Annotated in this window: 31 protein-coding genes and 2 pseudogenes; 27 read left to right on the forward strand and 6 right to left on the reverse strand. The window is 66.2% G+C overall.

The annotated features are described in order from the left end of the window. The first annotated feature begins 4 nt into the window (after positions 1–4). Positions 5–886, forward strand: a complete 882-nt coding sequence (locus CEW88_RS24470; protein ID WP_159099577.1) for an SH3 domain-containing protein — start codon at positions 5–7, stop codon at positions 884–886. Positions 887–929: 43 nt separating this feature from the next. Further along, entirely contained in the window at positions 930–1,724 is a 795-nt protein-coding gene (locus CEW88_RS08540; RefSeq protein WP_108965926.1) for a CPBP family intramembrane glutamic endopeptidase, read from the forward strand. A 387-nt stretch (positions 1,725–2,111) separates the two neighbouring features. Here the strand turns inward: CEW88_RS08540 and CEW88_RS08545 are convergent, their stop codons facing one another. Both CEW88_RS08545 and CEW88_RS08550 read right to left on the reverse strand, forming a co-directional pair. Further along, a complete protein-coding gene (locus tag CEW88_RS08545; RefSeq protein WP_159099578.1) occupies positions 2,112–2,555 on the reverse strand; it encodes a hypothetical protein in 444 nt (147 codons plus the stop codon). Between the two features lie 86 nt (positions 2,556–2,641). Beyond that, on the reverse strand, positions 2,642–3,058 hold the full coding sequence (locus CEW88_RS08550; RefSeq protein ID WP_159099579.1) for a hypothetical protein: 417 nt from the start codon (positions 3,056–3,058) through the stop codon (positions 2,642–2,644). A 51-nt stretch (positions 3,059–3,109) separates the two neighbouring features. On the opposite strand from CEW88_RS08550, the pseudogene istA reads away from it, so the two are divergent. Together istA and istB are read left to right on the forward strand one after the other, a co-directional pair. After that, a pseudogene (istA, locus tag CEW88_RS08555) lies at positions 3,110–4,677 on the forward strand (IS21 family transposase). Beyond that, a complete protein-coding gene (istB, locus tag CEW88_RS08560; RefSeq protein WP_108967657.1) occupies positions 4,667–5,461 on the forward strand; it encodes an IS21-like element helper ATPase IstB in 795 nt (264 codons plus the stop codon). Before istA ends, istB begins: the two are co-directional and overlap by 11 nt. A 91-nt stretch (positions 5,462–5,552) precedes the next feature. Here the strand turns inward: istB and CEW88_RS08565 are convergent, their stop codons facing one another. Next, positions 5,553–6,509: a helix-turn-helix domain-containing protein gene (locus CEW88_RS08565; RefSeq protein WP_108965932.1), complete on the reverse strand. Its 957-nt coding sequence runs from the start codon at positions 6,507–6,509 to the stop codon at positions 5,553–5,555. 155 nt (positions 6,510–6,664) lie between these two features. On the opposite strand from CEW88_RS08565, the gene CEW88_RS08570 reads away from it, so the two are divergent. The 3 genes from CEW88_RS08570 to CEW88_RS24805 are packed head-to-tail and all read left to right on the forward strand — an operon-like array spanning position 6,665 to position 8,394. Then, a complete protein-coding gene (locus CEW88_RS08570) occupies positions 6,665–7,675 on the forward strand; it encodes a carbon-nitrogen hydrolase family protein (RefSeq protein ID WP_108965934.1) in 1,011 nt (336 codons plus the stop codon). 53 nt (positions 7,676–7,728) lie between these two features. Next, positions 7,729–8,235, forward strand: a complete 507-nt coding sequence (locus CEW88_RS08575) for a pyridoxamine 5'-phosphate oxidase family protein (RefSeq protein WP_254694462.1) — start codon at positions 7,729–7,731, stop codon at positions 8,233–8,235. Next, complete coding sequence (locus CEW88_RS24805; protein ID WP_217626450.1) at positions 8,236–8,394, forward strand: hypothetical protein; 159 nt, start codon at positions 8,236–8,238, stop codon at positions 8,392–8,394. A gap of 132 nt (positions 8,395–8,526) precedes the next feature. On the opposite strand, the pseudogene CEW88_RS08580 reads toward CEW88_RS24805, so the two are convergent. The 3 genes and pseudogenes from CEW88_RS08580 to CEW88_RS08590 all read right to left on the reverse strand — a co-directional run. Continuing rightward, positions 8,527–9,428, reverse strand: a pseudogene (locus tag CEW88_RS08580) (IS5 family transposase); the annotation flags it as partial. Between the two features lie 203 nt (positions 9,429–9,631). Next, a complete protein-coding gene (locus CEW88_RS24870) occupies positions 9,632–10,363 on the reverse strand; it encodes a hypothetical protein (RefSeq protein ID WP_254694372.1) in 732 nt (243 codons plus the stop codon). Continuing rightward, entirely contained in the window at positions 10,360–10,845 is a 486-nt protein-coding gene (locus tag CEW88_RS08590) for a hypothetical protein (RefSeq protein ID WP_108965937.1), read from the reverse strand. The genes CEW88_RS24870 and CEW88_RS08590 overlap by 4 nt, the downstream gene beginning before the upstream one ends. Positions 10,846–11,059: 214 nt before the next feature. Here CEW88_RS08590 and CEW88_RS08595 point away from each other — a divergent pair, with 214 nt between their 5' ends. The 20 genes from CEW88_RS08595 (at position 11,060) to CEW88_RS08690 (ending at position 26,701) form a co-directional block, all read left to right on the forward strand. Then, positions 11,060–11,494, forward strand: a complete 435-nt coding sequence (locus CEW88_RS08595) for a hypothetical protein (RefSeq protein WP_108965939.1) — start codon at positions 11,060–11,062, stop codon at positions 11,492–11,494. Positions 11,495–11,512: 18 nt separating this feature from the next. Continuing rightward, positions 11,513–11,887: a photoactive yellow protein gene (gene pyp / locus CEW88_RS08600; protein ID WP_108965941.1), complete on the forward strand. Its 375-nt coding sequence runs from the start codon at positions 11,513–11,515 to the stop codon at positions 11,885–11,887. Between the two features lie 646 nt (positions 11,888–12,533). Beyond that, the gene (locus CEW88_RS08610) at positions 12,534–13,022 is read left to right on the forward strand and encodes a hypothetical protein (protein ID WP_108965946.1); all 489 of its coding nucleotides are present in this window, start codon (positions 12,534–12,536) and stop codon (positions 13,020–13,022) included. 27 nt (positions 13,023–13,049) lie between these two features. Next, positions 13,050–14,219 (forward strand): 4-coumarate--CoA ligase, encoded by a 1,170-nt coding sequence (gene pcl / locus CEW88_RS08615; RefSeq protein ID WP_108965948.1) that lies wholly within the window; start codon positions 13,050–13,052, stop codon positions 14,217–14,219. A gap of 112 nt (positions 14,220–14,331) precedes the next feature. Next, on the forward strand, positions 14,332–15,285 hold the full coding sequence (locus CEW88_RS08620) for an AAA family ATPase (RefSeq protein WP_108965950.1): 954 nt from the start codon (positions 14,332–14,334) through the stop codon (positions 15,283–15,285). Next, positions 15,282–15,527, forward strand: a complete 246-nt coding sequence (locus CEW88_RS24475) for a hypothetical protein (RefSeq protein ID WP_159099580.1) — start codon at positions 15,282–15,284, stop codon at positions 15,525–15,527. The genes CEW88_RS08620 and CEW88_RS24475 overlap by 4 nt, the downstream gene beginning before the upstream one ends. After that, a complete protein-coding gene (gene gvpO, locus CEW88_RS24480; protein ID WP_159099581.1) occupies positions 15,524–15,853 on the forward strand; it encodes a gas vesicle protein GvpO in 330 nt (109 codons plus the stop codon). Before CEW88_RS24475 ends, gvpO begins: the two co-directional genes overlap by 4 nt. Beyond that, complete coding sequence (gene gvpJ / locus CEW88_RS25285; RefSeq protein ID WP_108965955.1) at positions 15,850–16,173, forward strand: gas vesicle protein; 324 nt, start codon at positions 15,850–15,852, stop codon at positions 16,171–16,173. The genes gvpO and gvpJ overlap by 4 nt, the downstream gene beginning before the upstream one ends. Beyond that, positions 16,170–16,670 (forward strand): Hsp20/alpha crystallin family protein, encoded by a 501-nt coding sequence (locus tag CEW88_RS08635; protein WP_108965957.1) that lies wholly within the window; start codon positions 16,170–16,172, stop codon positions 16,668–16,670. The genes gvpJ and CEW88_RS08635 overlap by 4 nt, the downstream gene beginning before the upstream one ends. Next, a complete protein-coding gene (locus tag CEW88_RS08640) occupies positions 16,667–17,440 on the forward strand; it encodes a GvpL/GvpF family gas vesicle protein (protein WP_108965959.1) in 774 nt (257 codons plus the stop codon). Before CEW88_RS08635 ends, CEW88_RS08640 begins: the two co-directional genes overlap by 4 nt. Beyond that, the gene (locus tag CEW88_RS08645; RefSeq protein WP_108965961.1) at positions 17,440–17,685 is read left to right on the forward strand and encodes a gas vesicle protein GvpG; all 246 of its coding nucleotides are present in this window, start codon (positions 17,440–17,442) and stop codon (positions 17,683–17,685) included. The genes CEW88_RS08640 and CEW88_RS08645 overlap by 1 nt, the downstream gene beginning before the upstream one ends. Then, positions 17,682–18,593 (forward strand): GvpL/GvpF family gas vesicle protein, encoded by a 912-nt coding sequence (locus tag CEW88_RS08650; protein WP_108965963.1) that lies wholly within the window; start codon positions 17,682–17,684, stop codon positions 18,591–18,593. The genes CEW88_RS08645 and CEW88_RS08650 overlap by 4 nt, the downstream gene beginning before the upstream one ends. Then, positions 18,590–19,282, forward strand: coding sequence for a GvpL/GvpF family gas vesicle protein (locus CEW88_RS08655; RefSeq protein ID WP_159099582.1), 693 nt, complete (start codon positions 18,590–18,592; stop codon positions 19,280–19,282). The genes CEW88_RS08650 and CEW88_RS08655 overlap by 4 nt, the downstream gene beginning before the upstream one ends. Then, on the forward strand, positions 19,275–19,478 hold the full coding sequence (locus CEW88_RS08660) for a gas vesicle protein (protein WP_108965967.1): 204 nt from the start codon (positions 19,275–19,277) through the stop codon (positions 19,476–19,478). The genes CEW88_RS08655 and CEW88_RS08660 overlap by 8 nt, the downstream gene beginning before the upstream one ends. Further along, a complete protein-coding gene (locus CEW88_RS08665; RefSeq protein WP_108965969.1) occupies positions 19,475–20,089 on the forward strand; it encodes a hypothetical protein in 615 nt (204 codons plus the stop codon). The genes CEW88_RS08660 and CEW88_RS08665 overlap by 4 nt, the downstream gene beginning before the upstream one ends. Continuing rightward, positions 20,089–20,418: a gas vesicle protein K gene (locus CEW88_RS08670; RefSeq protein WP_108965971.1), complete on the forward strand. Its 330-nt coding sequence runs from the start codon at positions 20,089–20,091 to the stop codon at positions 20,416–20,418. The genes CEW88_RS08665 and CEW88_RS08670 overlap by 1 nt, the downstream gene beginning before the upstream one ends. Before the next feature lie 67 nt (positions 20,419–20,485). Continuing rightward, a complete protein-coding gene (locus tag CEW88_RS08675; protein ID WP_159099583.1) occupies positions 20,486–22,405 on the forward strand; it encodes a chemotaxis protein CheW in 1,920 nt (639 codons plus the stop codon). Then, a complete protein-coding gene (locus CEW88_RS08680) occupies positions 22,402–23,316 on the forward strand; it encodes a hypothetical protein (protein WP_108965975.1) in 915 nt (304 codons plus the stop codon). The genes CEW88_RS08675 and CEW88_RS08680 overlap by 4 nt, the downstream gene beginning before the upstream one ends. 258 nt (positions 23,317–23,574) lie before the next feature. Further along, positions 23,575–23,787 (forward strand): gas vesicle structural protein GvpA, encoded by a 213-nt coding sequence (gene gvpA, locus CEW88_RS08685; RefSeq protein WP_095882104.1) that lies wholly within the window; start codon positions 23,575–23,577, stop codon positions 23,785–23,787. Between the two features lie 163 nt (positions 23,788–23,950). Continuing rightward, the gene (locus CEW88_RS08690) at positions 23,951–26,701 is read left to right on the forward strand and encodes a PAS domain S-box protein (RefSeq protein WP_108965976.1); all 2,751 of its coding nucleotides are present in this window, start codon (positions 23,951–23,953) and stop codon (positions 26,699–26,701) included. Positions 26,702–26,744 lie beyond the last annotated feature (43 nt).

Genomic DNA, 26,744 nt, shown 5'->3' on the forward strand with positions numbered 1-26,744 from the left:
GACGATGATGGCACGAACCCGGCGCAGTATTGCTCTTGTCTTGATGGCCGCGCTTGCGGGACCAGTCGCCGCTCAGGATACCCGCACCATCGAGGTGCGCTTCGCGCCAGGGACGACGGGTGCGACCTATAGCGGCGAGATCACCGGCTACGCGTCGGTCGACTATTACCTGCAAGCTGGGGTGGGTCAGACGATGAAGGTCGAGCTGCAGACCTCCAACCTGTCGAACTACTTCAATGTCTGGGCTCCGGGGGCGGATGCCGCGATGTTCGTTGGCGCAAGTTCCGGGGACCGCTTTTCCGGGCAACTGCCTGTGAACGGACGCTATCGCATCCAGGTCTTCCTGATGCGCAATGCCGCCCGCCGGGAGGAAACCGCGCGCTACAGCCTCGACATCTCGATCACCGATGGCGCGGGCGCGACTCCTACCGACTTCGCCGACGGCCTTGCAGGAGGTCCGGACTGGTACGTCGTCAGTGATCTTCCACCGCAGGACAGCCTGAACGTGCGGGCTGGGCCGGGGACCGGACACGACGTCGTGGGAACCGTGTCCAATGGCGCCGAGCTACGCAAATTCGGATGCCGAAGCGCTGACAACTCGCGCTGGTGCCAAATCGAGAATGCTGCGGGCAGTCTGCGCGGGTGGGTGAATGGGCGATACCTGCGTGAGGGCGCAGTTTCCGCAGCTCCCGGCGGCGCGGCTGGGGCTCCGCCGGAACTGCTGCGCCGGGACAGTGGAGAGTTCGAGGTTCGTTTCGACTCTGGCTGCACCCTGCTGTTCGCCCCCGCCGGCAGCCTGATCACCGCCGGCTCCAGCTGCTCGGCAGAGCAATCCATTCACGCAAGCAAGGCGGTCGATGCCTATCGCCGCGAGCAGGGCTTGTGACCGTTCCACGGCTGGTAGATTGCAATAGCTGCTGGTGGCGCGCATGCCCCTGACCGAGACCCCCTCAGGGTCCAAGAACTCCGCGTCAGGACTGACTATTCTGCTGGTGACATGGGTCACGGTTACGATCTTCGGGGCGAAGGTAGTCCACCCGAGCCCTCAACCGCTGCAGGAGCTGCTGACCAGCACCCTCGCTTGGCAGGTGCTTCTTGCCGGGGTCTTTCTGGCAGCCGTCATCACATGGGGGCCCGGATGGCGGGAGGTGGGATTCAGACGCCCGCGCGGGCGCGATCTTCCACTGCTTTGGTTCCCCGTCCTCGTGCTTGCCCTGATCCTCGGCCTCGCGGCGCTCATGGGGCTGCCTCCTGCAGGAGTTACGCTGCTCGTTCTCGCGAACTCGCTACTGGTGGGGTTCTCGGAGGAAGCGATGTTTCGGGGGCTGCTGTTCGATGGCCTGCGCGCGAGAGTTTCCATCTGGCCAGCCATCCTTTGGACATCGGGGCTTTTCGGCGCCGTTCACCTGTTGAATGGCTTTGTCACGGGCGACTTCGGTCCTGCCTTGGTTCAAGCCGCGATGGCCGCTTGCACGGGCCTTTTCCTGATGGCGATTTTCCTGCGCACCGGATCGCTCTGGGTCTCCGTCATCTACCACGCGCTTTGGGACTTCGCGATTTTCATGATCGGCCTCGCGTCGCAGCAGGCCATGGAGCAGCAACATGCTCTCGAGGAGGCAGGCAAAGGCCAGCAGATGCTGGTACCCCTCCTGCTGATATTGCCGAACGTTCTCTATGGAGCGTGGCTCCTTAGAAAAGTCAGACCCACAACCGCATATAGGTGAGTGGCACTTTCGAGCGCGGTTTCCATCCGCCGGGCGAGGGGAATGCCGGCGAGTTCGAAGCGTTTGCATTTCAGATGATGACATTTCGCGAGCCAGACCCCCGAGTTCGGCCTCAAAGTCAGCAATAAGCTTCGTGCCGCGACAAGATCGAATGTCGTGTTCGGGCTCGTAGGGGCCGATCGCTCCACTCAACCCGAACGGCAGGACGCCCGGATAACCGTTATCCATCCTTGCAACTCCCATAGAGATTTTCGGGAGATGTCGGTCGACATGGTGTTGGGCCAACATGGCCGTGAGCCGCAGGCTGCACCATTTACTGCAAGGGACTGGGACAACACGACGCCGTCCTTTCTCCCGCCCCTGTTCCGGGACGGGAGAATTTGTTCATCAGACTCGCGACATCTCCAGCAGGACGTGCTGCGCAGAGAGGTGGTCGAGCACCTCCTCGCGGAGGAACCTGAAGCGCTCGTAAGCGCGCTGAAGCTGAAGGAGTTCTTCACCGCGCTCAGTATAGGTCATGACTTCTGCGGCCTCGTAGCGTGGCCCATCGCCGTCTTGGCCAGCCAGTACCGAGTGCCACGCCTGCCCGAGATACTCTCCCTCGAGTTCACGCCCAAGGACTTGGGCGACGGCATCGAGGCCGACTTCGAGATCGGGGCCGAACGGCCGGCGTTCACCCGACTGCGCCAGGTAGCGGGCAACAATAGCAGGCTCGTGCGCCGTCCGGCCGAGATCAAGTCTGCGCGCCGCCCGGGCAATCTCGCGACCAAGTCCGACGGCCTCCGCCGCGAGATTACCAATGACTGGGGGGCTCTGTTTCTGGTCGTGCATGAACGGGCCTCCCGAATTCTGACTGATCCCTCTGACCAGTCTCAAGCAGCCGGCCCTGAGGAGGCCGGCGGGATTGCGGGAGGCCATCACACCGCATCTCCAAGGTAGGCAGCCGTTGCGGCGTCAGATGCGGCTTCCGGCGCAGCGATGCGCTCGAGGAGCTCTGTGAGCAGGTAGGTGAGCAAGCAGATGTCTTCGACCTCCGGCGACGACAGGTCGATTTCAGCGAAAAGCGCCGCTTCCAGGCTGCCGGGGTTGCCGACATTTTCGAGCGACAGCTGGTAGTGGAGATAGCTGAGCTCTCGGCGGTGAGCTCGTGTGAGTCGCCCACTCTCCTTGACCGCCTCAATGAAGCGCAAGACGCGCCCACGGGCGGCGCTGCCTCCGAGAAGATGGGCGGCGCTTACCAGCGCACTGCCGTGCTCGTGCATGAAGTCACGCTGTTGATTTCCACCCAGAACTGACCCGGGAGAGCGCGTAATTTTCATTGAGAATTGACCCATGTGACCCTCCCCGCGACGCAGCTTGCAGCGGGGGATTCCGGAGTGATCCACATGGGACTTTTGAACGTCATCCGCCGCATGGCTTTGCGGGAAAAGCTACCGATCCGAGAGATCGCACGCCGAACCGGTCTGTCGCGGAATACCATCAAGAAGTATCTGAGAGCAGGCACGATCGAGCCGAAGTTCAGCATTCCGGCCCGGTCGAGCAAGCTTGATCCCTACGCTGAAAAACTCGCTGCGTGGCTGAAGACGGAGGCTGCGAAGTCACGCAAGCAACGCCGAACCCTGAAGCAGTTGCATGGCGACCTCGTGGCGCTCGGCTACACCGGGTCCTACAACCGGGTTGCGGCCTTCGCCCGAAAATGGCGGGTAGAACGCCAGCGCGAGCAGCAGACCACCGGGCGCGGCATCTTCGTCCCCTTGTCGTTCCGGCCCGGGGAGGCCTTCCAGTTCGACTGGAGCGAAGACTACGCGGTGCTTGGCGGAGAGCGCACGAAGCTGCAGGTCGCGCATATCAAGCTGTCTCACAGCCGCGCCTTCCTCGTCCGAGCCTATATGCTGCAGACCCACGAGATGCTGTTCGATGCCCACTGGCACGGCTTCCGCGTCTTTGGCGGCGTTCCGGAGCGTGGGATCTACGACAGCGGGAATTGTCCGCCGTTGGTCCGAGGACAATGGACGCGAAGACGGCGGTGGACCGGGTTGGCCGTGGCAAAGAGCGTCAGGTGAACATGCGCTTCCTGGCCATGGCAAACCACTACGTGTTCGAGCCAGAGTTCTGCAATCCCGCGGCGGGTTGGGAAAAGGGTCAGGTCGAAAAGAACGTCCAGGACGCCCGGCCGCGCTTATGGAACCCCATGCCGACCTTCCCCGACCTTGCTTCGCTGAACGCATGGCTGGAGCGGCGCTGCATGGAGTTCTGGCGCGAGACACCCCATGGCACCCTCGCGGGTAGCATCGCGGATGTCTGGGGCTGGGAGCGAGCGGCGCTCATGCGGTTGCCACCCGCCTTCGACGGCTTTGTCGAGCAGAGCAAGCGCGTGTCACCGACCTGCTTGATCAGCTTCGAGCGCAATCGCTACAGCGTCCCCGCCTCCTTCGCCAATAGACCAGTCAGCCTCCGGATTTACCCCGATCGCCTCGTGGTCGCTGCGGAAGGGCAAATCCTGTGCGAGCACGAGCGGCTGATCCAGCGATCTCACCATCTGCCCGGCAGAACGATCTACGACTGGCGCCATTACCTGACCGTCATCCAGCGAAAGCCCGGAGCCCTGCGCAATGGCGCGCCCTTCGTGGACCTGCCGCCCGCCTTCCGACAATTGCAGAGCCAATTGCTGCGGCGGCCCGGGGGAGACCGGGAGATGGTCGATATCCTTGCCCTGGTCTTGCATCATGACGAGCAAGTGGTGCTGACCGCGGTCGAGCTGGCGCTCTCCGAGGGCGTAGCGACCAAGACCCACGTCCTAAACCTTCTGCACCGCCTGATCGACGGGAAGTCGACCGACGCTCCCTCCATCGACCCGCCGGGTGCCTTGGCCCTCAAGCGAGAGCCCCGGGCCAATGTGGAGCGCTATGACGAGCTGCGGCCTCGCGATGCTGGTGGCCGCCATGCGTCATGACCCAGCCAGCGGTGCCATCGTGATCATGCTGCGCAGCCTCAAGATGCACGGGATGGCTCAAGCCGTGACCGACCTGATCGAGCAGGGTGCGCCGGCGTTCGAAGCCGCCGTGCCGATCCTGACGCAGTTCCTAAAGGCTGAGGTCGCGGAGCGCGAGGTGCGCTCGATCGCCTACCACATGAAGGTGGCACGCTTCCCGGCCTACAAGGATCTGCCCAACTTCGACTTCTCGTCCAGCGAGATGAACGAGGCAACGGTGCGCCAGTTGCATCGTGGCGAGTTCATGGAAGGAGCGCAGAACGTCGTTCTCATCGGCGGCCCCGGCACTGGGAAGACCCACATCTCAACCGCGCTCGGCATCCATGCCATCGAGCATCATCGCCGGAGAGTGCGCTTCTTCTCGACCATCGAACTCGTCAACGCTCTCGAGCAGGAGAAGGCCAAGGGAAAAGCCGGACACATCGCGGAGACCCTCACCCGCCTCGACCTGGTGATCCTGGACGAGCTCGGATACCTGCCGTTCAGCGCTTCAGGGGGCGCCTTACTCTTCCATCTGCTGAGCAAGCTCTACGAGCGCACCAGCGTGATCATCACCACGAACCTCAGCTTCAGCGAGTGGGCCACAGTGTTCGGTGACGCCAAGATGACCACCGCGCTCCTCGATCGGCTGACCCATCGCTGCCACACCCTCGAGACCGGAAACGACAGCTTCCGCTTCAAGGACAGCGCGGCCGCAGCCACCCGGAAAAAGAGGGAGGGAAGCCATGTCTTGACCCAATCATGACCCGCTCAGCATAATCCAAGGTGGGTCACTTCTCGATGGAAAACCCGGGTCAGTTCTGGTTGGAAATTAACAAAACGCCCCCCTACTGGCGTCAGGACCGTGAAGCGACCTCCGACCGGAAGTCTGACGGGGTCTGGCCGAAGCGTTTGCGGAACATGCGCGAAAAGCTCTGAAAGTTCACGATTCCACGGTGATAGGCGATCTCACTAATCGAGCGATGGGACAGCTGACTGTTGGCGAGATCTGCCGCGATCCTATTCAGCCGAGCTGTTGCGATCTCGCGGGAAATGGAACTGCCCTCGATTTGGAACAACTCGTTAAGCCGGCGCACCGAAAGCCCCGTTTCCCCTGCGACCGCCGTCCGGTCCAGATCCGGGTTGCCCAGGTGCTGAGAGATGAAGGCACGCGCCCGCAACAGGATCAGTTGATCGTAAGAATGGAGGTCAGCAACCGCAGGTTGGATCGTGGCAAAAACCGCTACGAGGAGGTCCATGATCGCATTCTGGCTTTGCGCCTGCGCACAGTCCGGCGTCTCGTCCAGTGAAGCCACCAATCGGGGAAGGATCTCTGCGGCCAGCTTGCCGAACCCGCTGAGCGTCGGGGCCTTGATCGCGGTCAGCGCTTCAGCACAGGGCAGGCGGTCAAGGAAATCCGCCTTCGGAAACTGAAGGACGACCTGCGAGAAATCGTCTGGCAGCGTCAGCCGGTAGCTGCTGGAACTGCAGTAGAGCGCAAAATTGCCCGGCTCGAGCCGAGCCAGTCGCCCAGCCTGTTCCACGAACCCCGTCTTCTGCAGCTGCAAGCTGACGAGAAAGGTCTCTTCGCCGCTTCGGGATACATGGGTCTGACTCCGGGTCACGGTCTGGTTGCTGCCCTTCACGTAGGATGTGGAGAGATGCGCGCGTCGCTTGAGGTCGATCTGCCCGTGAAAGGACCGAGGTGTCGCCGTGGCGCAATCGAGTTCGACATAGCTATCGCAGACCGCCTCACGCCAATAGGCGAACCGATCCGTGGGGCGTGCATCCTGCGTCGTGAATCGCTTTTCCATAACGGAATCTTAACAGAGGCCTCACGAAACCCAAAAAAGACCTCTCCCCTCCGCTCAAAAATACACCACCTTCCGCCCAGGCGGACACGCGCGGCGATACGAGACGTGTCTATCCTCTCTTCATAACAACAAGACGCCAACAGAGAGATAGCACCATGACCGGACCCACCAAAGTCGCTGCCGTTCAGGCCGCCCCCATCTTCATGAACCTCGATGCCAGTATCGACAAAGCCATCGGCCTGATCGAGGAGGCTGCCGCCCAAGGCGTCAAACTGATCGCCTTTCCGGAAACCTATCTGCCGGGCTATCCGTGGTATATCTGGCTCGACGCTCCGGCGATGACTATGCACAATGTGCCGGTATATGCGGCGAATTCTATCACCGAGGGCAGCCCGCAGGACAAACAGCTGGCCGAAGCCGCCCGGGCGAACAAGATCCACGTGGTCATGGGCCTGTCGTGGAACCGCAACGGCACGCTCTACATCGCGCAGTGGCACTACGGCCCCGACGGGCAGGTCATTTCCCGCCGGCGGAAGCTGAAAGCAACCCATGTCGAGCGCACGGTCTATGGCGAAGGCGATGGCAGCGACATGAAGGTTTATGACACCGACATTGGTCGCGTCGGCGCGCTGTGTTGCTGGGAACACCTGCATCCGCTGAACAAATACGCCATGTTCGCGCAGAACGAGCAAATCCATATCGGCGCCTGGCCAAGCTTCTCGGTCTACGAGGGCGGGGCCTATGCGCTCGGGCCGGAGGTGAACACATCCGCCAGCCGCATGTACGCGGTCGAGGGTCAGTGCTTTTTCATCGCCCCCTGCGCCACCGTCTCGGACGAGATGATCGAGGCGCTCTGCGACACGCCGGTGAAGCAGCAGCTGCTGAAGAAGGGGGGCGGCTATGCCCGCATCTTTGCCCCCGACGGCTCGCCCATGGGCGAAAACCTCGCCCCGGACGAAGAGGGTCTGGTGATCGCCGACATCGACCTCAACATGATCGCCATCGGCAAGGCCGCCGCCGATCCCTGTGGGCATTATTCGCGCCCGGACGTGTTCCGGCTGATGGTCAACAACAAGCCCGCTCCTGTCGTCATGGCCTTTAACAACGAATACGCACAGCCGGTTGAGACGGCCGACAGCGAAACCGACGACGCGCTGGCCGAGTAGTCGGACTGGCGCCTGGCTTCGGTCGGGCGCCGCTATGCACGGGAGAGATGGACATGTTGACACCTGATCAATTCTACACCGAAGAGCAACGCAGCCTTCAGGCGCGCCACGACAGTCTGAAACTGGCCGACGCGGTGGTCCACGCCATCGTGCGCGATGAGATCGAAGAACCGCACATTCCCTTCATCGAAAGCCGGGATTTCTTTTTCCTCTCGACCGTCAGCGCCGATGGCGAACCGACCGTCAGCTACAAGGGCGGCCCCGTGGGCGCGGTCAGGTTTCTGGATGCCAAGACGCTCGTCTTCCCAAACTACGACGGGAACGGAATGTTCAAGTCGATGGGCAATATTGCCGCCGCCGCCAAGGTCGGACTGTTGTTCATCGACATGGAGACACCGCACCGCATCCGGGTGCAGGGCACCGCAATCCTGAGCGAAGACCCGGAGCTTCTGGCTGCCTTCCCCGGTGCCAACCTTGTGGTGCGGGTTGAAGTGACCGGCTGTTTCCTTAATTGCGCGCGCTACATCCACAAACACGTCCGCGTTTCCGAAAGCCCCTAGGTGCCGGATGCCGAGGGCCAGCAGCCTTTCCCGTCGTGGAAACGCATCGACATGCTGCAAGACGTCCTGCCCCCTAGGGACAAGGGCCGGACCGAAGCTGAAGGTGGCGAGATCACCTTCGACGACTATATGGGCAAGGTTATGGATGGCACGTCGTGAAGTTGGCGACGCACCCCTGATCGGCCCATTTAGACGTGGCAGGTGACATCGATAAATGTCGCAGCCGGGCAGGCAAAACAGATCGAAGCGCAGAGCGAGGCCAGTGTCGTCTCGGAGCCTTTCGCAACGACACTCCGCGACCTGACGGTCGAAGTCTCGGGCGGACAGGAGTTGCCGCAAGAGCTTGATGCAGTGCATCTTGGTCTCGGCGCGGCTTCCGAGGTGATAGCCGCTCCATCGTCGCCAGATCGACCGGCCAACACGCTTCATTGTCCGCAGGATTTCGTTCCGAACGATGGCTCCTGCGGTGTCAGGCTTGCATGGTTCGGCGTTGTTGCGGTGTGGGATGATCGCGGCATCTCCACGGGCGGCGATGGCGTCCTGACACTTGCGGGTATCGAAAACCCCGTCGGCAGTGACGCTGGCGATCTCCCGCACCGGCGGTATCTGGTCAAGCAGTTCGGGTACCATCGGGGCGTCGCCGATCTCGCTGGAGGTGAACTCCGCCGCCCGGATTTCCAGCGTTTGCTCGTCGATCCCGATGTGGATCTTCCGCCAGACGCGCCGCTTGGAACCACCATGCTTGCGGGCGTTCCACTCGCTTTCACCCTCGACCTTGATGCCGGTGCCGTCCACTGCCCAGCAGGGCATTGCAAAGCAATGTCCCGAGAGGGGATCAGCAGGTGCAGAGGGCCGTTCGATCCACAATAGGGAATATTGACCTTCAGGGTCTTCTGGCGCCGCGACAACGTGCTGAAGTCTGGCACGGCCCAGTCCAAGCCGATCAGTCGCTGCAGACTCTCGCCGAACCCTGTTGTCTGTCGAAGCGCCATGCCGAACAGCACCTTCATCATCGGGCAGGTCTGGATAGAGGCATCACCATAGGCGGGATGCCGTCCGCGCTTGCCGGTCGGCGCGGCTTCCGAGGTCATCGCGGGGTCGAACCAGATCGTCAGAGAGCCGCGGCGCTTTAACGCTTCGTTGTAGCTCGGCCAGTTCCGGGACTTCTAGGTCGGGGGTGTCTGTCTGCTCATGCAGCCCAGCTACAACGCTGTATTCACGATATAAATCTCTCACGGGATTTGTGCAATAGAGCCTCCGGGCGGGTTCCAATGCGGCAAAGGATAAGGCTCCTGCCGCGATGGCCCGGCGATGATCGCTGTCACGGCGCGAGGCTTCGATCTAAGGGCAGTCAATAGCCGACGGGTCGCAGCGGCGCCCCCGATCCGATTGGGCGTTACAGTGGCGCGAGCGGAGTTTGGCTGTCGAGCCCGCCGAGCTCGCTCTTCGCGAAATCGATCCAGTCCTGTACGTCGACGAGTTGCCCCACCAGACCCAATCCCTGCGTCAGCCTGACGGCGTCGGCTGTGGTCAGCTGCTCAAGCGAGCCGATCCCATTCGCATGAAGCAGCCATACGAGCCCGATCCCGGCGCCGGGGAGGCGATTCAATGAGCTGGCACGCAGCTCCGCCTCCGTCCAGCACAGCGTGCTGTCCGGCGCTTCGGCTGTCTCGCTGGACACATCCGCGCAGGGAGCCTCTGGCGACGTCGGCGCCATGGCCGGGGCTTGCGGGGCTTCGTGATCAGCCTGTTCCCCCGCCGACTCCGCATCGCCGGGAAGTTGCTGCGGATCCGCGTCTCCCCCGGTCGGTCGCGCCTCACTGGTCTCGCCCTGGGGCTGCATGGGCTCGGCCCCTGCCCCATCCCCTGTCACATCGGCGGCCTTAGGCGCCTGCGACGCGTCAGCGGACAGCGGGTCGCCCACCTCTGAGCGCACCATGTCAGCCGTCTGACGGGAGACCAAAATCGGAAGCTCCTCTGCAAGGGCTCCCTGCGGCGACCGGGCCACTGCAGCGCGCCCTGGAGAACTGCGCCGCGCGAGCCGGTCTTGGCGCAGCGACCGCAGACTGCGCCTTGCTTCGGCACGGACGGAGCGCACCCAGTCCGCGTAGGTTTCGTGATCGCTCATGCGCGCTCCTTTCGCCCCGTCCCATCTCGAAGGCCGATCCACTGCGGCAGCGCCAAACCGGCAAGGCGGCGCAACCGCTCGGCCCGACGCGCCTCGCACAGCCAGGTTTCAAGCTGCTCGAGCAGCGCCCGGGCATCTTGGGGATGAGCTGCATCGCGGCGTTGCGGCCGGCACGCCGCCTCAATCCAGTCGAGGGCCGCGCCGAGATCGGCAACAACGGCCGCGTCGTCTTTCCCATCAAGCCGCAGCGATATCGCCAGCCGCCCATCGGTGCGCGCCCAGAGCGCCAGTTCGTCCGGCGGAGCCCCTGCCCCTGCCCCTGCTCCGGTGCACCAGACCGTGCGGCTGGCTTTGCGCCCCATGAAATTCAGCGGCTTGCGACCGGCCCGAGGCAGGATCACGCGCCGCGGATCACCAGCATCGGGCAGCCTGGCAGGGTCGGGGCACACCTCGGGCGCGGTCAGGGCCTTGGCCGAGGTCATTCCGCGTCACCTCCTTTCAATGACATCCCGGGGCGAGCCTGAGGGAAATACGCTAACCGAAAGTGAAGAAAAAAACTGAGGCGATTCTAGCAATGGAAGGGAAACCACTTAAGGATTGTTCGTTTGGAGATCCTGTACGCGTCGCTTACTCCGAAGCCACGGAAAAGTTCACGATAGAGCAGTCTTCTAAGCGGCTGAAAGGAGCGTTCCGAGTATGGAAACGATTGGATACCTGAAGGAAAGCGGAGGTCGCTTCGAATTCCACTCAGATCAGTTCGGCCTTGTCGTCCGCGGAAATTATCCCGAGTGGGTTCTCGCCGCCGCAGCCGAGATCATTCGTGACAACACGAAACTCGAAGCCGACAGCCGGATGGAGGAATTGACTGCCCTGGTGGAATTCGGCGAGGCGAGCGAGATCGATATAGACGCGCATAAAGTCGACATGAAGTTCCGCTACGAGGTGCTTCCGCAATGCGTCGTGACCATGGGCACGATGGATTATCGCTGGGCGGACCAGGAGGGGCGCGAGAAGCTGACCGAGTTCGACGGTCACACGATGCGCCGGCTGCATGACATGTCCCTGACCCGCAACGACAGCTTTCTCGACGACGAGGACGGCGTGGACAAGAGCTCCGACGGAGCGGCGTGAACGAGCGAGGATCGATACATGGAAATCATTCCCTTTGGCAGCCAGGACATCGACAACATCCTGAGCCGCGAGCCCCAGCGGGCCGAATACCTTCCCTTCGGCGCCGTCCTGCTTGATCGCATGGGCAAGATCATCAAGTACAACAAGTCCGAAGGCCTGATCTCCAACCGGGTTCCCGCCGAGGTGATCGGGATGGATTTCTTCAACCAGATCGCCCCCTGCGCCAAGGGCAAGCGGTTCCACGGGGAGTTCATCAAATTCCATCGCAGCGGCCAGGTGAACGTCATGTTCGACTATAAGTTCGCCTACAAGGGCACGGACGTGAACGTGAAGATCCACATGAAGTCGCAGCCGGACGGACAGTCCTGCTGGCTCTTCGTCAAAAGGGTCTGAGCACGGGGGCGAGCATGGTGGCCGAACAGAAATTCCTGATCCGGATCAAGCCGGAGCTGCGGCAGCTTCGCGCGAGGGCCGAGGCGGCGCCGCCGCTTGCTCTGCCGGCCGCCGCACCCGCCCGGCTTGTCCAGGGCGCCAGCCCCTCCGCGATCGTCACCGCCGGCGGCGATGCGCCCGCGAGGGCGGGAACCCGGCCGCCTCCCCGGCCGATCAGGTTGCGCAGGGATGGCCTGCGACCGCTGTGTGTCGAGGCAGTGCCCGTGCTCGTGCTCCCTCTCGAGTCAGGGCCTGTTTCGGCCGGCCGCGGCGAGGAGAGGCGCGAGGCGACCCCGGTTGGGTGTTCCGTCGGTCCGCAGGAGCGCGGGCACTTGGCGCTCTACCTCGATCCCGAGGACCGCCTCGTCGCCCACATCAGAGAGCCGCAGGACGACACCAGGCGCCCGGCCTTCCGCGCCGCCTGGATCACCAATCAGTCTGATCTTCGAGCCCTTCTTGGGACGGCCCGCCCCGACGGATGCGCCACACTGCCCGCCGGTCCGCGCGGGCCGGAAGACGCGCGACCCCGGACCCGCCCATGGGACTCCGGTCCCGACCCTGTCACTCGAGCCCGAGCAGCCGGACCCACCCGGCAAGAGGAGTAGCGATGCCCTACATGACAGACCGACAGCCGAACGACCATGTCCTGCCCCTCCACGACGCCCCGTCCGACACCCACCCCGCCGACGCATTGACCTATTGCCTGCGGCGGGTCGGGGCTCGCCCGCTCGAGTTCACCGGCGTGGAGCTGGGCATGGCGATGAGCTTCAATCCTGAGCTGCCCTGGTGGTACGAGTTCAACATCTTCCGCAGCGACTCTGGCTTCGTGGTGAGCATTAAGCGGTTCCACGTGTCAGAGGACGAGACCGACTATTGCCGGGCCTGGCACTTTTCCGATCTCGACGCCGCCATGTCTGCGCTCGAAAGCTATGACGCTGCGCAGGATGTCCCCGTGGGTCGGCACATGCCCCCGTCCGATGCGACCGCAGCCGAGTTGGCCGCCACGGCCTTCCAGCTGCGGGCCGAGATCGCCGAGACCCGCGCGCATTTCGCAAGCCTCGTGGGCGAGTTCCTGCACGATCTGGATGAGACCTGAGGCCGGGGGGCCTCGCCGGAGGGCGCCATGATCCGCCGCAACGATGCCCTGCGCTTGTGCAAGTCCGTAATCTTCGAGGAGCTTCAGCGGCTAGACCCGTCGCGCGCACGGCGCATGCCGGCGGCGCTCTGGACGGATGAGACGCGGATCGACGAAGACGGTCTCGGCTTCGACAGCCTCTCGAGGATCGATCTCGTGTCGGCAATGACCGCAAGGTTCGCGCTGCATCGCTCGGGGGTCGAGGATTACATGCTGCTGCATCCCGAGCTGGGAACCTGGGCGCAGCTTCTCGAGTCGCATTTTCAGGGCGCGGCGCCAGATCTGTCCCTGGCCTTCCACAGTTCCGGCAGCACTGGCACGCCCAAGGTCGTGCAGCACCCTCTGGGGTTCCTGGTCGAGGAAGTCGAGGCACATGCGGCACGCAGCCTTGTCGAAAGGCCCGGTCGGGTTGTCGCGCTGGTGCCGCCGCATCACATCTTCGGCTTTCTGTTCACCGTGCTCCTGCCCGCGCGGCTGGGGGTGCCGGTGCTCGATCTCGCCAGCAGGGGGCCTGGCGCGCTGTCCCGGGAGCTGCGGGCGGGCGATCTGATCGTCGGCACGCCGCACATCTTCGGCCGGGTGTTGACGCTGCTTTCTGGCAAGCCCGTCGCGGCCCATGCGCTGAGCTCCACCGCCCCGGCCCCGCCGGAGCTCTGGACGGCGGTCGCCCGGGCGGGTCTGGGCGCGCTGACCGAGGTCTTCGGCGCCTCCGAGACGGGGGGCGTCGGGCACCGCGCCGACACCGATGCGCGCTTCCGCCTCATGCCCTATCTCGAACCGGGCAATCCGCCACGGCGCCGGGGCGCCGCCATCGCCCTGCAGGATCACCTCCGCTGGTCGGAGGACGGACGGGCCTTCACCGTTCACGGCCGCCACGACCGGAGCGTGCAGATTGCCGGTCACACTGTCTCGTTGAACGCCGTGGTCGCGGCGTTGGAGGCGCAGCCCGAGGTCGCCCATGCCTGCGTCCGGCAGGACGGCGATCGACTCAAATGCTACATCGTGCCCTGCGCCGGAGCCGATGCCGCCGCGCTGGAGGAGCGGTTGCGCGCGGAGATGGCGGCGCGCCACGCGCCGGCCGCACGCCCGCTTAGCTACACATTCGGTCCGCAACTGCCGCGAGATTCCATGGGAAAGCTGGCCGACTGGCAGTCTTGAGTGCGCCATCCCGCAAAAAACTCCGCCCGCGATTAAGACCGGATTCACCACCATCGCGCTAAGACAAGACCAGAGACCGTCCCGCGTTCGATGTCGAGGAAAGGAGTTCGCCATGGCCCAGCCCGAGTGCCCCGCAGATTTCCGGCTGCCCATGCAAGAACGCCCGCTGTTCGAAGATGACGAGATCGTCTCGCTGCAGAGCCGCGCCATGGCCTATCTTGCCGCGGATGTCCCGGTGCACCTGCGCGGCCCTGCCGGCATGGGAAAGACCACCCTGGCGCTGCGCATCGCCGGCCGTCTCGGGCGACCTGTCTCCTTTCTCACCGGCGATCGCTGGCTGACGCGAGAGGATCTCGTCGGCCGCGAGATCGGTCGCATCTCGCGCCAGACCGTGGATGCCTACGTCAGCCGCGTCCGGCGTACCGAGACCCAGGAGCGGACGGACTGGCAAGACGCGATCCTGGCCGACGCCATGCGCCTGGGGCACACGCTGGTCTACGACGAGTTCACCCGTGCCCCGCCGACGGCCAATGCCGTGCTTCTGCCGGTGCTCGAGGAGCGTGTCCTTGTGTTCCACGACGCCCGCGCGGGGCGGCAGCGCCTCGAGGCGCATCCCGACTTCCGCATGCTGCTGACGTCCAATCCGCACGAATATGTCGGGGTCGAGCATCCGCCGGACGCGCTGATCGACCGGGTGGTGACCTTCGATCTCGACAGCATGCCTGCCGAGACCGAAAGCGGCATCGTCGCGGCGCGCACCGGGCTCGACAGGGCCAAGGCGGCGCAGCTGGTCACGCTTGTGCGATCCCTGCGCCGGATTTTGCCCGGCACCCCCGCCTCGCTGCGCACGGCGCTGCTGCTCGGGCGCCTCCTCGCCGCCCAGAAGGTCGAAGTCGACGCGCGAGACAGCCGTTTCGTGCAGATCTGCGTCGATGTTCTGCGCAGCCGCTCAGTGCGTGGATCGGGTTCGGCCGATGGCTTCGAAGCCGCCCTGAAGACCGCGCTGGACGGGCTGCGCGCCGGCGACGCGCCCGCCTCCGACACCCCCATGCAGGTGGCTTCATGAGACGCCCGCCCGCATGCCCTCCGCGGCGCCCCAACTCCGCTCTGCGCCGCCCACCCCGCACCCGAACCGAAGCCGCGGTGGAACTGGTGAAGGTGGAGTTCAAGCGCGATCGCCTCCGCCGGGAGCTCGAGGCTATGAAACGCCGCGCCGGTCTTTCCGCGGCCGAACTTCGCGCCCACGCGCTTCGGGCGCAGCGGCTGCTGGCCCGGCTGGCCACGCCGGAGGAGGATCCCTGGCCGTGACCGCCCGCAAGAGACCCGCCCCCCCGGCCCCGGCAACGGCCCCGGCCGCGCAAACAAGTGATCCGGGCCGCCCGATCTCCCTGCAGCAGGCGATGGACAGGGCGCGCGCCGCGCTGCAGGACATCACCCCGCTGCCGGTCGAGGGCATCGCGAGTTCCGAGCGGGACCCCGGCGGATGGCGCATCGTCGCCGAGGTGCTCGAGGCACCCGCCCGCATGGGCGACAACGACCTCCTGGCTGCCTACGAACTCGCGCTTGACCCCACCGGCGAGTTGACCGGCTTTCGCCGTCTGCGCCGCTACCATCGAGAGGATCGCGAAGAATGACCCATAGCAGCCATCACGGGCAGTCCATGCAGCCGGACGGGCTTGCTGACATCCTCGAGCGCATTCTCGACAAGGGCATCGTCATCGCCGGCGATGTCTCGGTCTCGCTGGTCGGCATCGAGCTGCTCTCGATCCGGCTCAGGCTGCTGGTCGCCACCGTCGACAAGGCCAAGGAACTGGGCATCAACTGGTGGGAAAGCGACCCCCACCTTTCGGCGGAGGCACGCCGCCTGGAGCAGGAGAACGCGGCCCTGCTTGAGCGGGTGAGCGCCCTCGAATCCCGGCTGGAGCAGCTGCCGATACCCGGAGCGCGCGCATGAGTCCCCGAAACCTCGGAACGGGTCCGGCGGACGATACCGGGCAGGAGCCGCCCTCGGACGGGGCCTCCGAGTCAGCCGCGCGGATCGAGGCGCTCAACCTGCGTCTGCGCGGGCTGATCGGCGCGTTTGCAGAGAGTTTGCAGAGGATCGGTGAGAGCCTGCCTCCGCGTTCCGAAACCGCCATTGCCGAGGTTTCGCGCAACGTCCGTCTCGGCACCCTCGCCGATTTCCTGGCAGCCTCCTCGCACCGAGACCGCAGCGTGCCGGAGCACCGCATCGTGCAAGACGCCACCGCCTGGACGCTCGAGGCGCATCTTCCTGGCGTCCCCCTGCACGAACTCCGCATCGAGGTCCATCGGGGCCGCCTGACCCTGACCTCGCCTGGGCACCAGCTCCGCTGCTCGCTTCCCCAAGACCTGCGGGAAGGCGCGCTCCGGATGCGCTTTCAAGGGGGCTGGCTGACGTTGGAAGCCGCGCGCGGGGGGACCTCGGCATGACTGCGGCCTACCTCTACGGGTTGCTGCGCTGCGACACGCTCGGCGCCCGGCTGGCCCGCCATCCGATCGACGGCGCTTTCGGCCCGGTGCAGGCCCTGGCGATGGACGGTGCGGTGCTCGCAATGACGCCACACGACGGGCAGCCGGTGCCGCAACGCCGGCGCTATCTCATGGCGCATGCCCGCGTGCTCGAGGTGCTGATGTCTCACGGCCCGGTGCTGCCGTTCCGCTTCGGCCATGTGGTGCGCGACACCGCGCACCTCAGCGGGATGCTGCGCGCGGCAAAGGCGCAGATCACCCGGAACTTCACTCGGATCGAGGGCCATGCTGAGGTCGGTCTGCGGGTCGAGTTCGACCGCACCGCCGCGCTGCAGGCAACGCTCGCGGCCGCGCCGGGCCTTGCCCGGCAGCGTGACGCGCTGCTCGCGCGCGGCGGGGGCGGGCGCCTCGCCCAGATAGAGCTCGGGCGCCGGGTCGCCGAGGCGCTGGAGGCGCGGCGCACCGTCTGCCAGCACGCTTTGCTCCGGCGCCTCGCGCCCCTCGCCCGCGCTCATGTGCTCCATCCTCCCGAGGACGATGTGCAGGTGCTGCGTGCGGCCTTCCTCTTGCCTGAAACGGCGGTCGAGGCCTTTTCCCAGGCCGCGGACCAGGCCGCCTCGGCCTGTGATTTCGCCGGCGCGCCCCCGCACCTGCGCCTCGTTCATCCCACGCCGCCCTTCAACTTCGTCTCCTTCTCCCTGGCGGCGGAGCCGGACCCCGAGGTCGTCTGATGGGTCTCTTGCGCAAGCTTCTCTGCGTCCCGGTGACCGCGCCTTTCTCGGGCGCACTTTGGGTCACCGCGCAACTCGCGCAGGCGGCAGAGGCCGAATTCTACGACCCGGTCCGCATCCGGCGCGAGATCGAGGCGCTGGCCCGCGCGGTCGATCGCGGCGATCTCGACGAAGCAAGTTACGACGCAGAAGAAGAGGTGCTGATGGCGCGCCTGGCCGAAGCCGCGCGGCGGGGCGCACCATGATGGCGCCGCTCGCCATCTTGCGGCGTGACGCGCCGATGCCGCTGCCGGCGGGTCTCTCGACCGAGCCCTGCGGCGCGCTCCTGCTCGTGCGCGCGCCTGACATGCCGGGTCGCGGGGTGACCTTCGGCAAGGGACGCCGCGCGGTCCTGCAGCGCGCCGGACACCGCCAGGCGCAGATCGAGTCCCTTCTGCCCCTGGGCCCGGTCCTCGCGATTCAGGCCGGAACCCGGCTCACGCCCGGCGACCTGTCTCCCTCCCAGGCGGAACTGGCCGAGTGGTGCGACCGGCTTGCCGGCCGGATCCAGTTCCAGCTGACCGCCGCCTGGGACGGTCCTGCGCCGCGCCCACCGGCGCCGGCGTGGGCCGCGCTGAAATCTTGCATGGAAGAGCGGCTGTCGCACCTGGCGCGCGACAGCATCGAGCTGCCGCTCGGCGGCGGCGATACGCTGGTCAATCGAATCCTGCTCATCGACAGCAGCGACGCAGACCGGCTCGACACGTTGCTGGCAGAGATCGACGCGCGCTGCCCGGACCGGCTGCGCCTGCGGCTCGTCGGGCCGAGCCCCGCGGTGTCCTTCGCGCTCGCGTCGCTGCATCGGGTCTCCGGTACGGATGTGTGCGCCGCGGCAGCCGCGCTTGGCCTGGCCCTTCCCGCACCACCAACCGGCGCGGCGCTCGCCGCATTGGCCCCCCTGCTCCCCGAGCGCCGCAGGCAGGCGCTCATGCAAGGCTGCAGCACCGAGCACAGCCGACTTCTGGCCCGGGTCTGTGCGCTCACCCTGCCCTCGGGGCCGGTGGACGACGTGCCGATCCTCGCCGTCAGGCGCGAGGGATGCGCCGCTCCGGTCGGGCCACGCAGCCTTCCGGGGCCGAGCGCCGCGCCACGACACCACGGGACAGGCCGATGAGGGTGCTCCAGCTGCATGGGCTGATCAGCCCGAGCGGCCCCGCGCCCGCCCCTGCCGCACCGCCGCACCGGCAGCTTCCGCTTGGCCCGGTGACCGCGATAGTGACCGAGGGCGCCCTCGCACCGACGGAGCAATCCGCCCTCGACAGCTTGCTGGCGCATGACCGGCTGCTCTCGTGCTACCTCGTCCAGGGCCCCGTGATGCCCGTGCGCTTCGGAACCTGGTTTTCCGGTCTGCGCGCCCTGCAGGCGGCGCTGACCGAGCGTCTCGACGAATGCGCAGCCCGGCTCGAGGCGCTGCGCGGCCACGCGGAATACGCGCTGACGGTCGAGCCCGGGGAGGCGGCCCAGGCGGTCGATGCCGCGCCCTCTCCGAAGACCGGGCGGGAGTTCCTGTGGCGCCGCAAACTGCGGCGAGACGCAAGGCTCGAGGCATCCGGGGCGCGGGGCCTGGCGCTGCGCACGCTCGGCCAACGCGCGGTCGAGCTCGCCGCCGAAGCCGAGCCACGCCCGGCCCGGGCGCCTCGCCTCTCGGAGCTATCGCTGCTGATGACCTCCGCGAAGGCCGCGCATCTTCGCCGGCCTCTGCCTGGCTGGGGCGCCGAACACGGCCTGGTCGCGCGCCTCGCCGGCCCTTTCCCGCCCTACAGCTTTGCCCACGTCAGCATGGAGACGCCCACCGATGTCTGATCCGTTTCTCATTTCCCCCGCCGCCGCCGCCCGCAGCGACACCCCGGCGCTGGTCGACCTCGTCGACCGGGTGCTCGACCGGGGCTGCGTCATCGAGGGCGAGCTCTGGCTGACGGTGGCCGATGTCGATCTGCTCTATCTCGGGCTCAAGGCCGTCTTGACGACACCGGAGCGTCTGTCCCGGAGCAGCGGATGAGGGTGCTGGGCCTCTGCCCGGTCGAAGAGAGCGGCGCGCGGCCGCATCTGCGCGCCGGCCCGCTGGCGTTGCTGACCGCCGATGGGCCGGCGCAGGCCAGGCTCGGGCTGTGCCTGTCGGCGCATCGCGCGCTGCCCGCCTTCCTGCCGTTCGCGGTGAGGTCCGCACCCGAACCCGAGGTCGCCCGGTCCTGGGCCGCGGCGCGCAGCAGCCTGTTGCTCGAGGTGCTGGAGCGTCTCCGGGGGCAGTCAGAGATGATCCTCACCCTGTCGCAGCCCGAGCGCCAGACCGCCGCACCCGTCGATGGCCGCGCCTACCTGCGGGCGCGGCTGGAGAGGATCGAGGCGCAGCACCGGCTCGGCACCCAACTTGCGGCTCTGGCGCCGCGGGCGCTGGTTCTGCGCGGGGACAGGGGCGCGGCGCGGGCCGAGTCGGCCTTGCTGCTGCCCGGTGGCGAGATGAGGGCGCAGGCCCGGAGTCTTGCCGCCGCCTGCCCGTCCGAGCTTTGCCTCAGCCTGAGCGGACCTTGGCCCGCCTTCCTTCACGGCGCGCGGCTCTGCAACGCGGCCGATCGGACGGGCGACGCAGCCAGCGCCAAGGAGTCCGCGTGATGTCAGACCCGTCCGCCCCCCACGATGATGCCCGCGACGACCCATTGGCCGACGCGCTGCCCGACATGACAAGGCTCCGCATCGACCCCGAGCGGGTGGAGCAGGACCTGGCGCGGCTTGTCCTCGGACTGATGGCCTTCCTGCGCCAATTGATGGAGCTGCAGGCGGTCCGCCGGATGGAGGCGGGCAGCCTGACGCCCGAGCAGGAAGAGCGGCTTGGAACAACCTTGATGCGCGCGGAAGAAGCGCTGCACCGTCTGGCGGCGCAGTTCGGCCTCTCGCCCGAGGATCTCTCGCTCGACCTCGGCGCGCTGGGGCGCACGATCTGACGGCACTTAACCCCCTGTTAGCCCTCCCTATCTAGGATCGGACTCACCTACGACGGGAGACTGGCTTTTGGCTTCTGCACACGCGAATGAGCAGGTGATCACGGCTCTGGACGATGTGTCTGCGCCCGCTGCGCCTGCGACGGTCGATGCCGCCGAAGGCCGCGCGACCCGCGACGTCGGCGCAGCCGCTCAACATACGCCTTCAGAGCACGAGCCCCGTGCGACCCCGGCGGAGCAGCGGTCGCCCGAGCCGCCGTCCACCGGCCCCGCCTCGGACGCGGCGTCGGCCGTGGTCGCGATGGCGCAGGCCGAATTGGACCGCCTGCCCGAAGAGGACGGCTCCGCCGAAGCCCCGGTGACCCACGGCGAGGAGACTGAAAGGCCGGGGGCCGAACGCTGCGAGACCGCGCTCCCCGAGGGACCGGGGCTGCCGCTTTCATCCCGGGCCGAGAGTCCGGAGGCTCCTGCCCCACCGCGTCCCGGTCCGTCCGAAGCCGAGCCAGCGCCGCAACCAGGGGCGGCGGCCGAGCCGGCCAAGGTGGACCCGCGCGCCGCGACGGACGGACCGTCCAGGCGTCAGCCGAGCGAGATCTTCGGGCTCATCGACGTGGGCGGCTGCCGCCTGGCCATTCCGGCCCACAGTGTCCGCGAGGCAGTGCCCTTCCCCACGACCCTCAGCACGCTGGCGGCGCCCCTTCCGGGGCTGCTGGGGGCGATGGTGCTGCGCCGCGACACGATCCCGCTGGTCGATCTCGGGATGCTCCTCGGCCTCCCGTCGACCCTATCGCCGCAGGAACGCGTTGTGGTCATTCTCATCAGCCCCGGGACCGAGCGGCTGGTCGGGCTCGTGGTCGACAGCCTCGAGGGCATGACCGCACTCGAGCCCGAGCGGATCACCCGCATGGGAATTTCCGGGCACAGCGATCTCTTGGCCGGCGCGCGCAGCTTCGTGCGGGACGGCGTGGTGGTTGGGCTTCTCGATCCGCAGCGGCTCTTCGACCTGCCCGAGCTCCCCTACGCCTTGCCGCGCGACAGGGGCGCCGCAGCCGCGGCGGGCCCGGCGCGGGATACCCTGGCCGTTCTGCTCTGCAGCTACGCCGGCCAAGGCATTGCCTTTCCCGTGGCCGAGATCCAGGCCACCATTCCCATGCACCCCCTGTTGCCGAGCCCCATGGCCCATGCGCCCTGCGATGGCGTGATCGAACACCATGGCCGAGAAATCCCGATCCTCGACAGCCTGCATCTCTTGGGGTTCGGAGGCAACTTCTCCCGCCCCGAAAGGTCGGCCTCGGTCGCGATGCGGGTCCCTGGGGGCGGGCTGATCTGCGTCGAGATCGATCGCTTCTTCGACATCACGCATGTGCCGCGCGACGCGCTTCTCGCGCTGCCGCCGGCGATATCGCAGCGCAGTGACCTCTTCACCGGGGTCTACATGCACGGCGACGGCACGCACTTCATGGTCATCGACAGCGCGGCCCTGCTCTCGGAGGAGGTGGTGGTGCAACTCGCGGGCACGACGATCGCCGCCAGCGCCGGTACCGGCGCCGATCCCGCCATGGACCACGGTGCGCAGGGTGCGGATCCGTGCCTCATCTACCACGCGGCGCAGCGCCGGATGGGATGCCGACTGACCGACATCGTCGAGATCCTGCACCTGCCCGAAGAGCTGCTCTACGCCGAGGTCCGGCACGACGCCTACATGGGCTGCCTCCACCACCGCAGCCAGGTGATCCCGATATTTTCCGTGGCGCATGTCTTCGGTGAATTCGACTTCTTCGAAGAGGGCAAGGCCTGCGTGCTGCTCTTCCGCATCGGTCCGAACCTGGTCGGCGCGGTGGCGGAAGGACTTCTCGAAGTGGCGCAGTGCTGCCGGGCCGGAACCGCCGCCGACAAAATGCTGCGCAAGACCGACACCGGCGAGTTCATTCCCTTTTTTGATGTCCTTCAGGACCTGCCGGTCGCCGCGGTCATCGGAGGGCCGACGTGACCTGCAACGACGAGCCGACCCTGCCGGAGCCGGACGACAGGCCCGAGGCCGGCAGCGCCATCGCGTTTCCCGACGTCGCGGGCCTGATCCAGGGCACAGAGGCAGAACTCAACCGGCGGTTCGACGACATGGAACTGGTGCTGATGGAATTGACCCAGCAACTGGCGAGCCCCGACCCCGAAGTGTCTCCCGACGCCATGCCCCTCCGGTTGCAGGCGGGCTTCGAGCGGTTGGCCAAGGCGCTGGAAGATGTCCGCTCGGACCGCGCCGAAGTGGTTGCGCGCGTCGAAACCATGCAGTCCGACCTGCTGCGCGGCTTGGAACGCCTGGGCCGCAAGGTGACCGGCAGCGCCGCAGCGCGCAGGAAGGAGCAGGCCCTGCTCACGAGGCTGGAGGAGGCGCTCGAGCTGCGCGCCCCGGCCGGCCCGCCGCCAGACCAGGCCGAGCGGATCGACACGCTCGCTGCCAATGTCCAGCAGATCTCGGCCATCCTGCCAGACACGCTGGCGGAGATTCGGCGCGGGCTTGACCGGCTGAACGAGGGACATGCGCCGGACCTCGATCCGCTGCGCGGAGAGGTCGGGCGCGGCTTCGATCGTCTGGCCAGCGCCCTTGGCAGCAGCGACAAGCGCCTCGCTGCCGAGCGCAAGGCTCTCGGCCAGTATCTGGGGGGCCTCGAGACGCTCATCCGCCGCTTCGAGGCGACCGCTCAACGACTCGAAGCCGCCTCCCCCCGACAGGCGGAGGCTGCGGACCCGGGGATGGGCGCGCGTCTCGGCCAACTCGAGACGCGGCTTCTTGGTCAGCAGGCCAGCTCTGCCGAGGCGCTGCGCGACCTGACGATGATCGTCGCGGAATGGATGGCGCGGCAGGAGCGGCTGATCTCCGAAGAGCGCCGCGGCACCAGATGAGGGGCGATGAGAATTTTAACCACATGAATTTGGGGCATTCACCCGGGATTATGGTTTCGGCGCTATCCGTCGTTCTGGGCGATCCATGGCGTTTCGCAACGCGAAACGACATCGGCCAGATCAACGGGGGCCATTGGACCTCGCTCTTTGAAACGGGCCGCATGACACGGGCCTACTGAAAACGGGCTTCTGAAAGACGGGCCAACGGAAAACAGGCCAAAAGAAAACGGGCCAGAAAACCACAGGAAAGGGTATCCCATGGCAGTTGAGAAAACTTTGGCATCCACCAGCCTAACCGAGGTGGTGGATCGCGTTCTGGACAAGGGGATCGTCGTCGATGCCTTTGTGCGAGTGTCGCTTGTCGGGATCGAGTTGCTTTCGATCGAGGTGCGTGCGGTCATCGCCTCGGTCGAAACCTGGCTCAAATACGCGGAGGCCATCGGGCTCACGGTCGATCCGCAAGCCGCCTGAGGCCGGCGCGACCCGGGCAAGACAGGGTGCCATCAGGGCTCCCTCCCGTCTGCCCCAACGCGCGCGCCCGCGGTCCGCTGGAACCGCGGGCTGAGCACCCGTTCTGCGGGGGGCTTTGCGGGGAGCGACCTTGCTGCGACTTCTCTGAAAAGGAACCCGGACCGTGACCGATCTCACGCGCGGCCTGTCTCTTTCCGACCTGTGCCAGGACATCCTCAATTCAGGCTTCACGGCGCGCCTGCGGCTGTCCGACGGGATGGTCCTGGCGCTCTCGCCCGACGCTCGCAAGGGCCTAGCCACGAAGACCCGGCTGCCCTGCCCGCCGAGCGAGCTTTTCGACAGCGCCGCGCCGCTGCTGGACGCGCTCAAGAGCCTTGCGGCCCCGCAGGAGCTCGCGCTGACGCTCCGCGACGACCAGCGTCTCGCCGCCCGGCTGATCGCCGTGCCGGACACGGAACCGGCCGAGGCGCTGCTGATCGGCACGCGGTCCGAGCCTGCGCGCCGAAGCCGCTTTTTCGACGTGATCAACGCCACTCAGGGCCTGCTCGAGTTGACCGCGGATTTGACGATCCTGTCGTGCAATCCCCGCGCGCTCGCCATGCTGGCCAGACCGGAGAGCGCGGTTGTCGGCCTCGCGCTGGCAGAGCTCAGCGCCACGCCCGAGCAGATCGCGCCGCTCCTGCGCAGCATCGCGGCACGCCGGAGCGACTGCCACCGCCTGGATTTTCCCCTCGGCGACGGCAGCTGCAGACATGTCACCAGTAGCCTGGTGCCGCTGCTCGGCCAGTCGGGCCAGGTGGAACGCGTCTTTCTGGTGCTGCGCGACGCCACCGAGGAAACCACCGAGACCCGGCGCGCCCAGAGCATCGCCTCCGCCGTGGAAGAGACAATGTCAGTGGTGGAATTCGATTCCATCGGGACGATTCTGGAAGTGAACCCCTGCTACCTTGCGCTGACGGGCTACGCCGCAGAGGAACTCCTGGGGCAGAACCAGAGCATCCTCTGCGCGCCCTCTCAGACCGAGGATGCGGCGCAGGCCGAGTTGTGGCGCCGGCTCACCGCCGGCGAGATCGTCACCGGCACCTACAAGCGGCGCACCAAGGACGGTGGCACGATCTGGATCGCGGCCTCTTACACCCCCGTGCCGGACCGCGAGGGAAAGCTCGACCGGGTCATCAAGGTCGCCCAGGACATCACCGAGAATATCCTCCGGAACGCCGATCTTCGGGCGATGCAGAGCGCGCTCGACCGTTCGAGTGCCCTTGCGGAATTCGATTCATCGGGTGTGATCCTGCGCGCCAATGACAACTTTCTGGCGGCGCTCGGCTACGAGCTCGAAGAGGTCGTCGGGCGGCGGCACCGCGACCTCTTCCCCGCCCGAGTGGCGCAGGGCCCGGATCAGCGCGACTTGTGGAACAAGCTGAAGGCCGGCAGCCCGCAGTCCAGGGTCTTGGAGCACCTGGGCAAGGACGGCGCAAGCGTCTGGCTGCGCGCCAGCTATACGCCCGTGCGCGATGGCGAGGGCAAGGTCGGCAAGGTGCTGCAGATCGCCTATGACATCACCGCCGCGATGCAGGAGCAGGCCGAGGTCAGCGGCAAGCTGGCGGCGATCGATCGAAGCCAGGCGGTGATCGAGTTCGCGCTCGACGGCACGGTGCTCGGCGCCAACCGGAATTTCCTCGACCTGATGGGCTACGCGGAGCCCGAGATCTCCGGCAAGCACCATCGGATCTTCTGCGAGCCGGACTACGCCAAGACCAACAGCTATGCCGAGTTCTGGAAGGCGCTGTCGGAGGGCGACTACCACCAGGGCGAGTACAAGCGGCTCAGCAAGGAGGGTCGCGAAGTCTGGATCCAGGCCACCTACAACCCGATCCTCGATGCCTCCGGCCATCCGGTGAAGGTGGTAAAATTCGCCATGGATGTCACCGCGCGCAAGCGTCACGAACTGGACGCCCAGAACCAGCTGCGCGCCATCGACCGAAGCCAGGCAATGATCCAGTTCGACATGGAAGGCCACGTGATCACCGCGAATGATACCTTCCTGCGGACAATGGGCTATTCGCTGCGCGAGGTGCAGCACCAGCATCATTCGATGTTTTGCGACCAGGACATGATCCGCTCCGAGGAATACCGCGACTTCTGGGCCGACCTGCGCTCGGGGAAATTCCAGACCGGCCGCTATAGGCGGCTCGGGAAATTCGGCCGCGAGGTGTGGATCCTCGCGACCTATTCGCCCCTGCTCGACAGCCGCAATCGGCCGGTGGGCGTGGTGAAATGCGCCCAGGACATCACCCAGCAGGTGACGCTCGAGCAAGAGATCCAGAAGCAGGCTGACCGGATGAACGGCATCGTCGCCGAGCTCTCCGCCTCGATCAACAAGATCTCCGAGGCCACCCGCGCCTCGCTCGACGCCTCCGATTCCACCACGCGGACCGCCAGCGATGGGCTGGAGTTCCTCAATGCGGCGATCGAAGCGATCGAGCTCATCGAGAAATCCTCGTCCGAGATTGCCGAGATCACCCGGGTGATCTCGGAGATTGCCAACCAGACGAACCTTCTTGCCTTCAACGCCGCGATTGAGGCGGCGCGCGCCGGCGAGCACGGCGTGGGCTTCTCGGTCGTGGCCGACGAAGTGCGCAAGCTGGCCGAGCGCAGTTCCAAGGCGGCCCAGGAGATCGGCAAGCTCATCATCATCTCGGGCGAGCGGGTCAACCAGGGCACGGCGCGCTCGCGCAGCGCCCTGCAGAGCTTCGAGCAGATCGTGAATTCCTTGGGCCACACCGCGGACTCGATCCGGACGATCGCGGACTGCGCAAGCTCTCAGGAAAACGTGTCGAGCGTTGTTGTTAGGATGATCGCGGATCTGAACAAGGCCGTGATCGCCAGATCGGGAAAATCCGATGGCGCGTGACGCTACCACGCGATTGGCAGGGCGCCGGATGCCCACCGCACTC

The sequence above is a fragment of the Alloyangia pacifica genome (genome assembly GCF_003111685.1).
Lineage (GTDB): Bacteria > Pseudomonadota > Alphaproteobacteria > Rhodobacterales > Rhodobacteraceae > Salipiger > Salipiger pacificus_A.

Coding starts and splice junctions, on each gene's coding strand:
- CEW88_RS24470 (WP_159099577.1), top strand. CDS start 5: ATGATGGCACGAACCCGGCGCAGTATTGCTCTTGTCTTGATGGCCGCG.
- CEW88_RS08540 (WP_108965926.1), top strand. CDS start 930: ATGCCCCTGACCGAGACCCCCTCAGGGTCCAAGAACTCCGCGTCAGGA.
- CEW88_RS08545 (WP_159099578.1), bottom strand. CDS start 2,555: ATGCACGACCAGAAACAGAGCCCCCCAGTCATTGGTAATCTCGCGGCG.
- CEW88_RS08550 (WP_159099579.1), bottom strand. CDS start 3,058: ATGGGTCAATTCTCAATGAAAATTACGCGCTCTCCCGGGTCAGTTCTG.
- istB (WP_108967657.1), top strand. CDS start 4,667: ATGCGTCATGACCCAGCCAGCGGTGCCATCGTGATCATGCTGCGCAGC.
- CEW88_RS08565 (WP_108965932.1), bottom strand. CDS start 6,509: ATGGAAAAGCGATTCACGACGCAGGATGCACGCCCCACGGATCGGTTC.
- CEW88_RS08570 (WP_108965934.1), top strand. CDS start 6,665: ATGACCGGACCCACCAAAGTCGCTGCCGTTCAGGCCGCCCCCATCTTC.
- CEW88_RS08575 (WP_254694462.1), top strand. CDS start 7,729: ATGTTGACACCTGATCAATTCTACACCGAAGAGCAACGCAGCCTTCAG.
- CEW88_RS24870 (WP_254694372.1), bottom strand. CDS start 10,363: ATGAGCGATCACGAAACCTACGCGGACTGGGTGCGCTCCGTCCGTGCC.
- CEW88_RS08590 (WP_108965937.1), bottom strand. CDS start 10,845: ATGACCTCGGCCAAGGCCCTGACCGCGCCCGAGGTGTGCCCCGACCCT.
- CEW88_RS08595 (WP_108965939.1), top strand. CDS start 11,060: ATGGAAACGATTGGATACCTGAAGGAAAGCGGAGGTCGCTTCGAATTC.
- pyp (WP_108965941.1), top strand. CDS start 11,513: ATGGAAATCATTCCCTTTGGCAGCCAGGACATCGACAACATCCTGAGC.
- CEW88_RS08610 (WP_108965946.1), top strand. CDS start 12,534: ATGCCCTACATGACAGACCGACAGCCGAACGACCATGTCCTGCCCCTC.
- pcl (WP_108965948.1), top strand. CDS start 13,050: ATGATCCGCCGCAACGATGCCCTGCGCTTGTGCAAGTCCGTAATCTTC.
- CEW88_RS08620 (WP_108965950.1), top strand. CDS start 14,332: ATGGCCCAGCCCGAGTGCCCCGCAGATTTCCGGCTGCCCATGCAAGAA.
- CEW88_RS24475 (WP_159099580.1), top strand. CDS start 15,282: ATGAGACGCCCGCCCGCATGCCCTCCGCGGCGCCCCAACTCCGCTCTG.
- gvpJ (WP_108965955.1), top strand. CDS start 15,850: ATGACCCATAGCAGCCATCACGGGCAGTCCATGCAGCCGGACGGGCTT.
- CEW88_RS08635 (WP_108965957.1), top strand. CDS start 16,170: ATGAGTCCCCGAAACCTCGGAACGGGTCCGGCGGACGATACCGGGCAG.
- CEW88_RS08640 (WP_108965959.1), top strand. CDS start 16,667: ATGACTGCGGCCTACCTCTACGGGTTGCTGCGCTGCGACACGCTCGGC.
- CEW88_RS08645 (WP_108965961.1), top strand. CDS start 17,440: ATGGGTCTCTTGCGCAAGCTTCTCTGCGTCCCGGTGACCGCGCCTTTC.
- CEW88_RS08650 (WP_108965963.1), top strand. CDS start 17,682: ATGATGGCGCCGCTCGCCATCTTGCGGCGTGACGCGCCGATGCCGCTG.
- CEW88_RS08655 (WP_159099582.1), top strand. CDS start 18,590: ATGAGGGTGCTCCAGCTGCATGGGCTGATCAGCCCGAGCGGCCCCGCG.
- CEW88_RS08660 (WP_108965967.1), top strand. CDS start 19,275: ATGTCTGATCCGTTTCTCATTTCCCCCGCCGCCGCCGCCCGCAGCGAC.
- CEW88_RS08665 (WP_108965969.1), top strand. CDS start 19,475: ATGAGGGTGCTGGGCCTCTGCCCGGTCGAAGAGAGCGGCGCGCGGCCG.
- CEW88_RS08670 (WP_108965971.1), top strand. CDS start 20,089: ATGTCAGACCCGTCCGCCCCCCACGATGATGCCCGCGACGACCCATTG.
- gvpA (WP_095882104.1), top strand. CDS start 23,575: ATGGCAGTTGAGAAAACTTTGGCATCCACCAGCCTAACCGAGGTGGTG.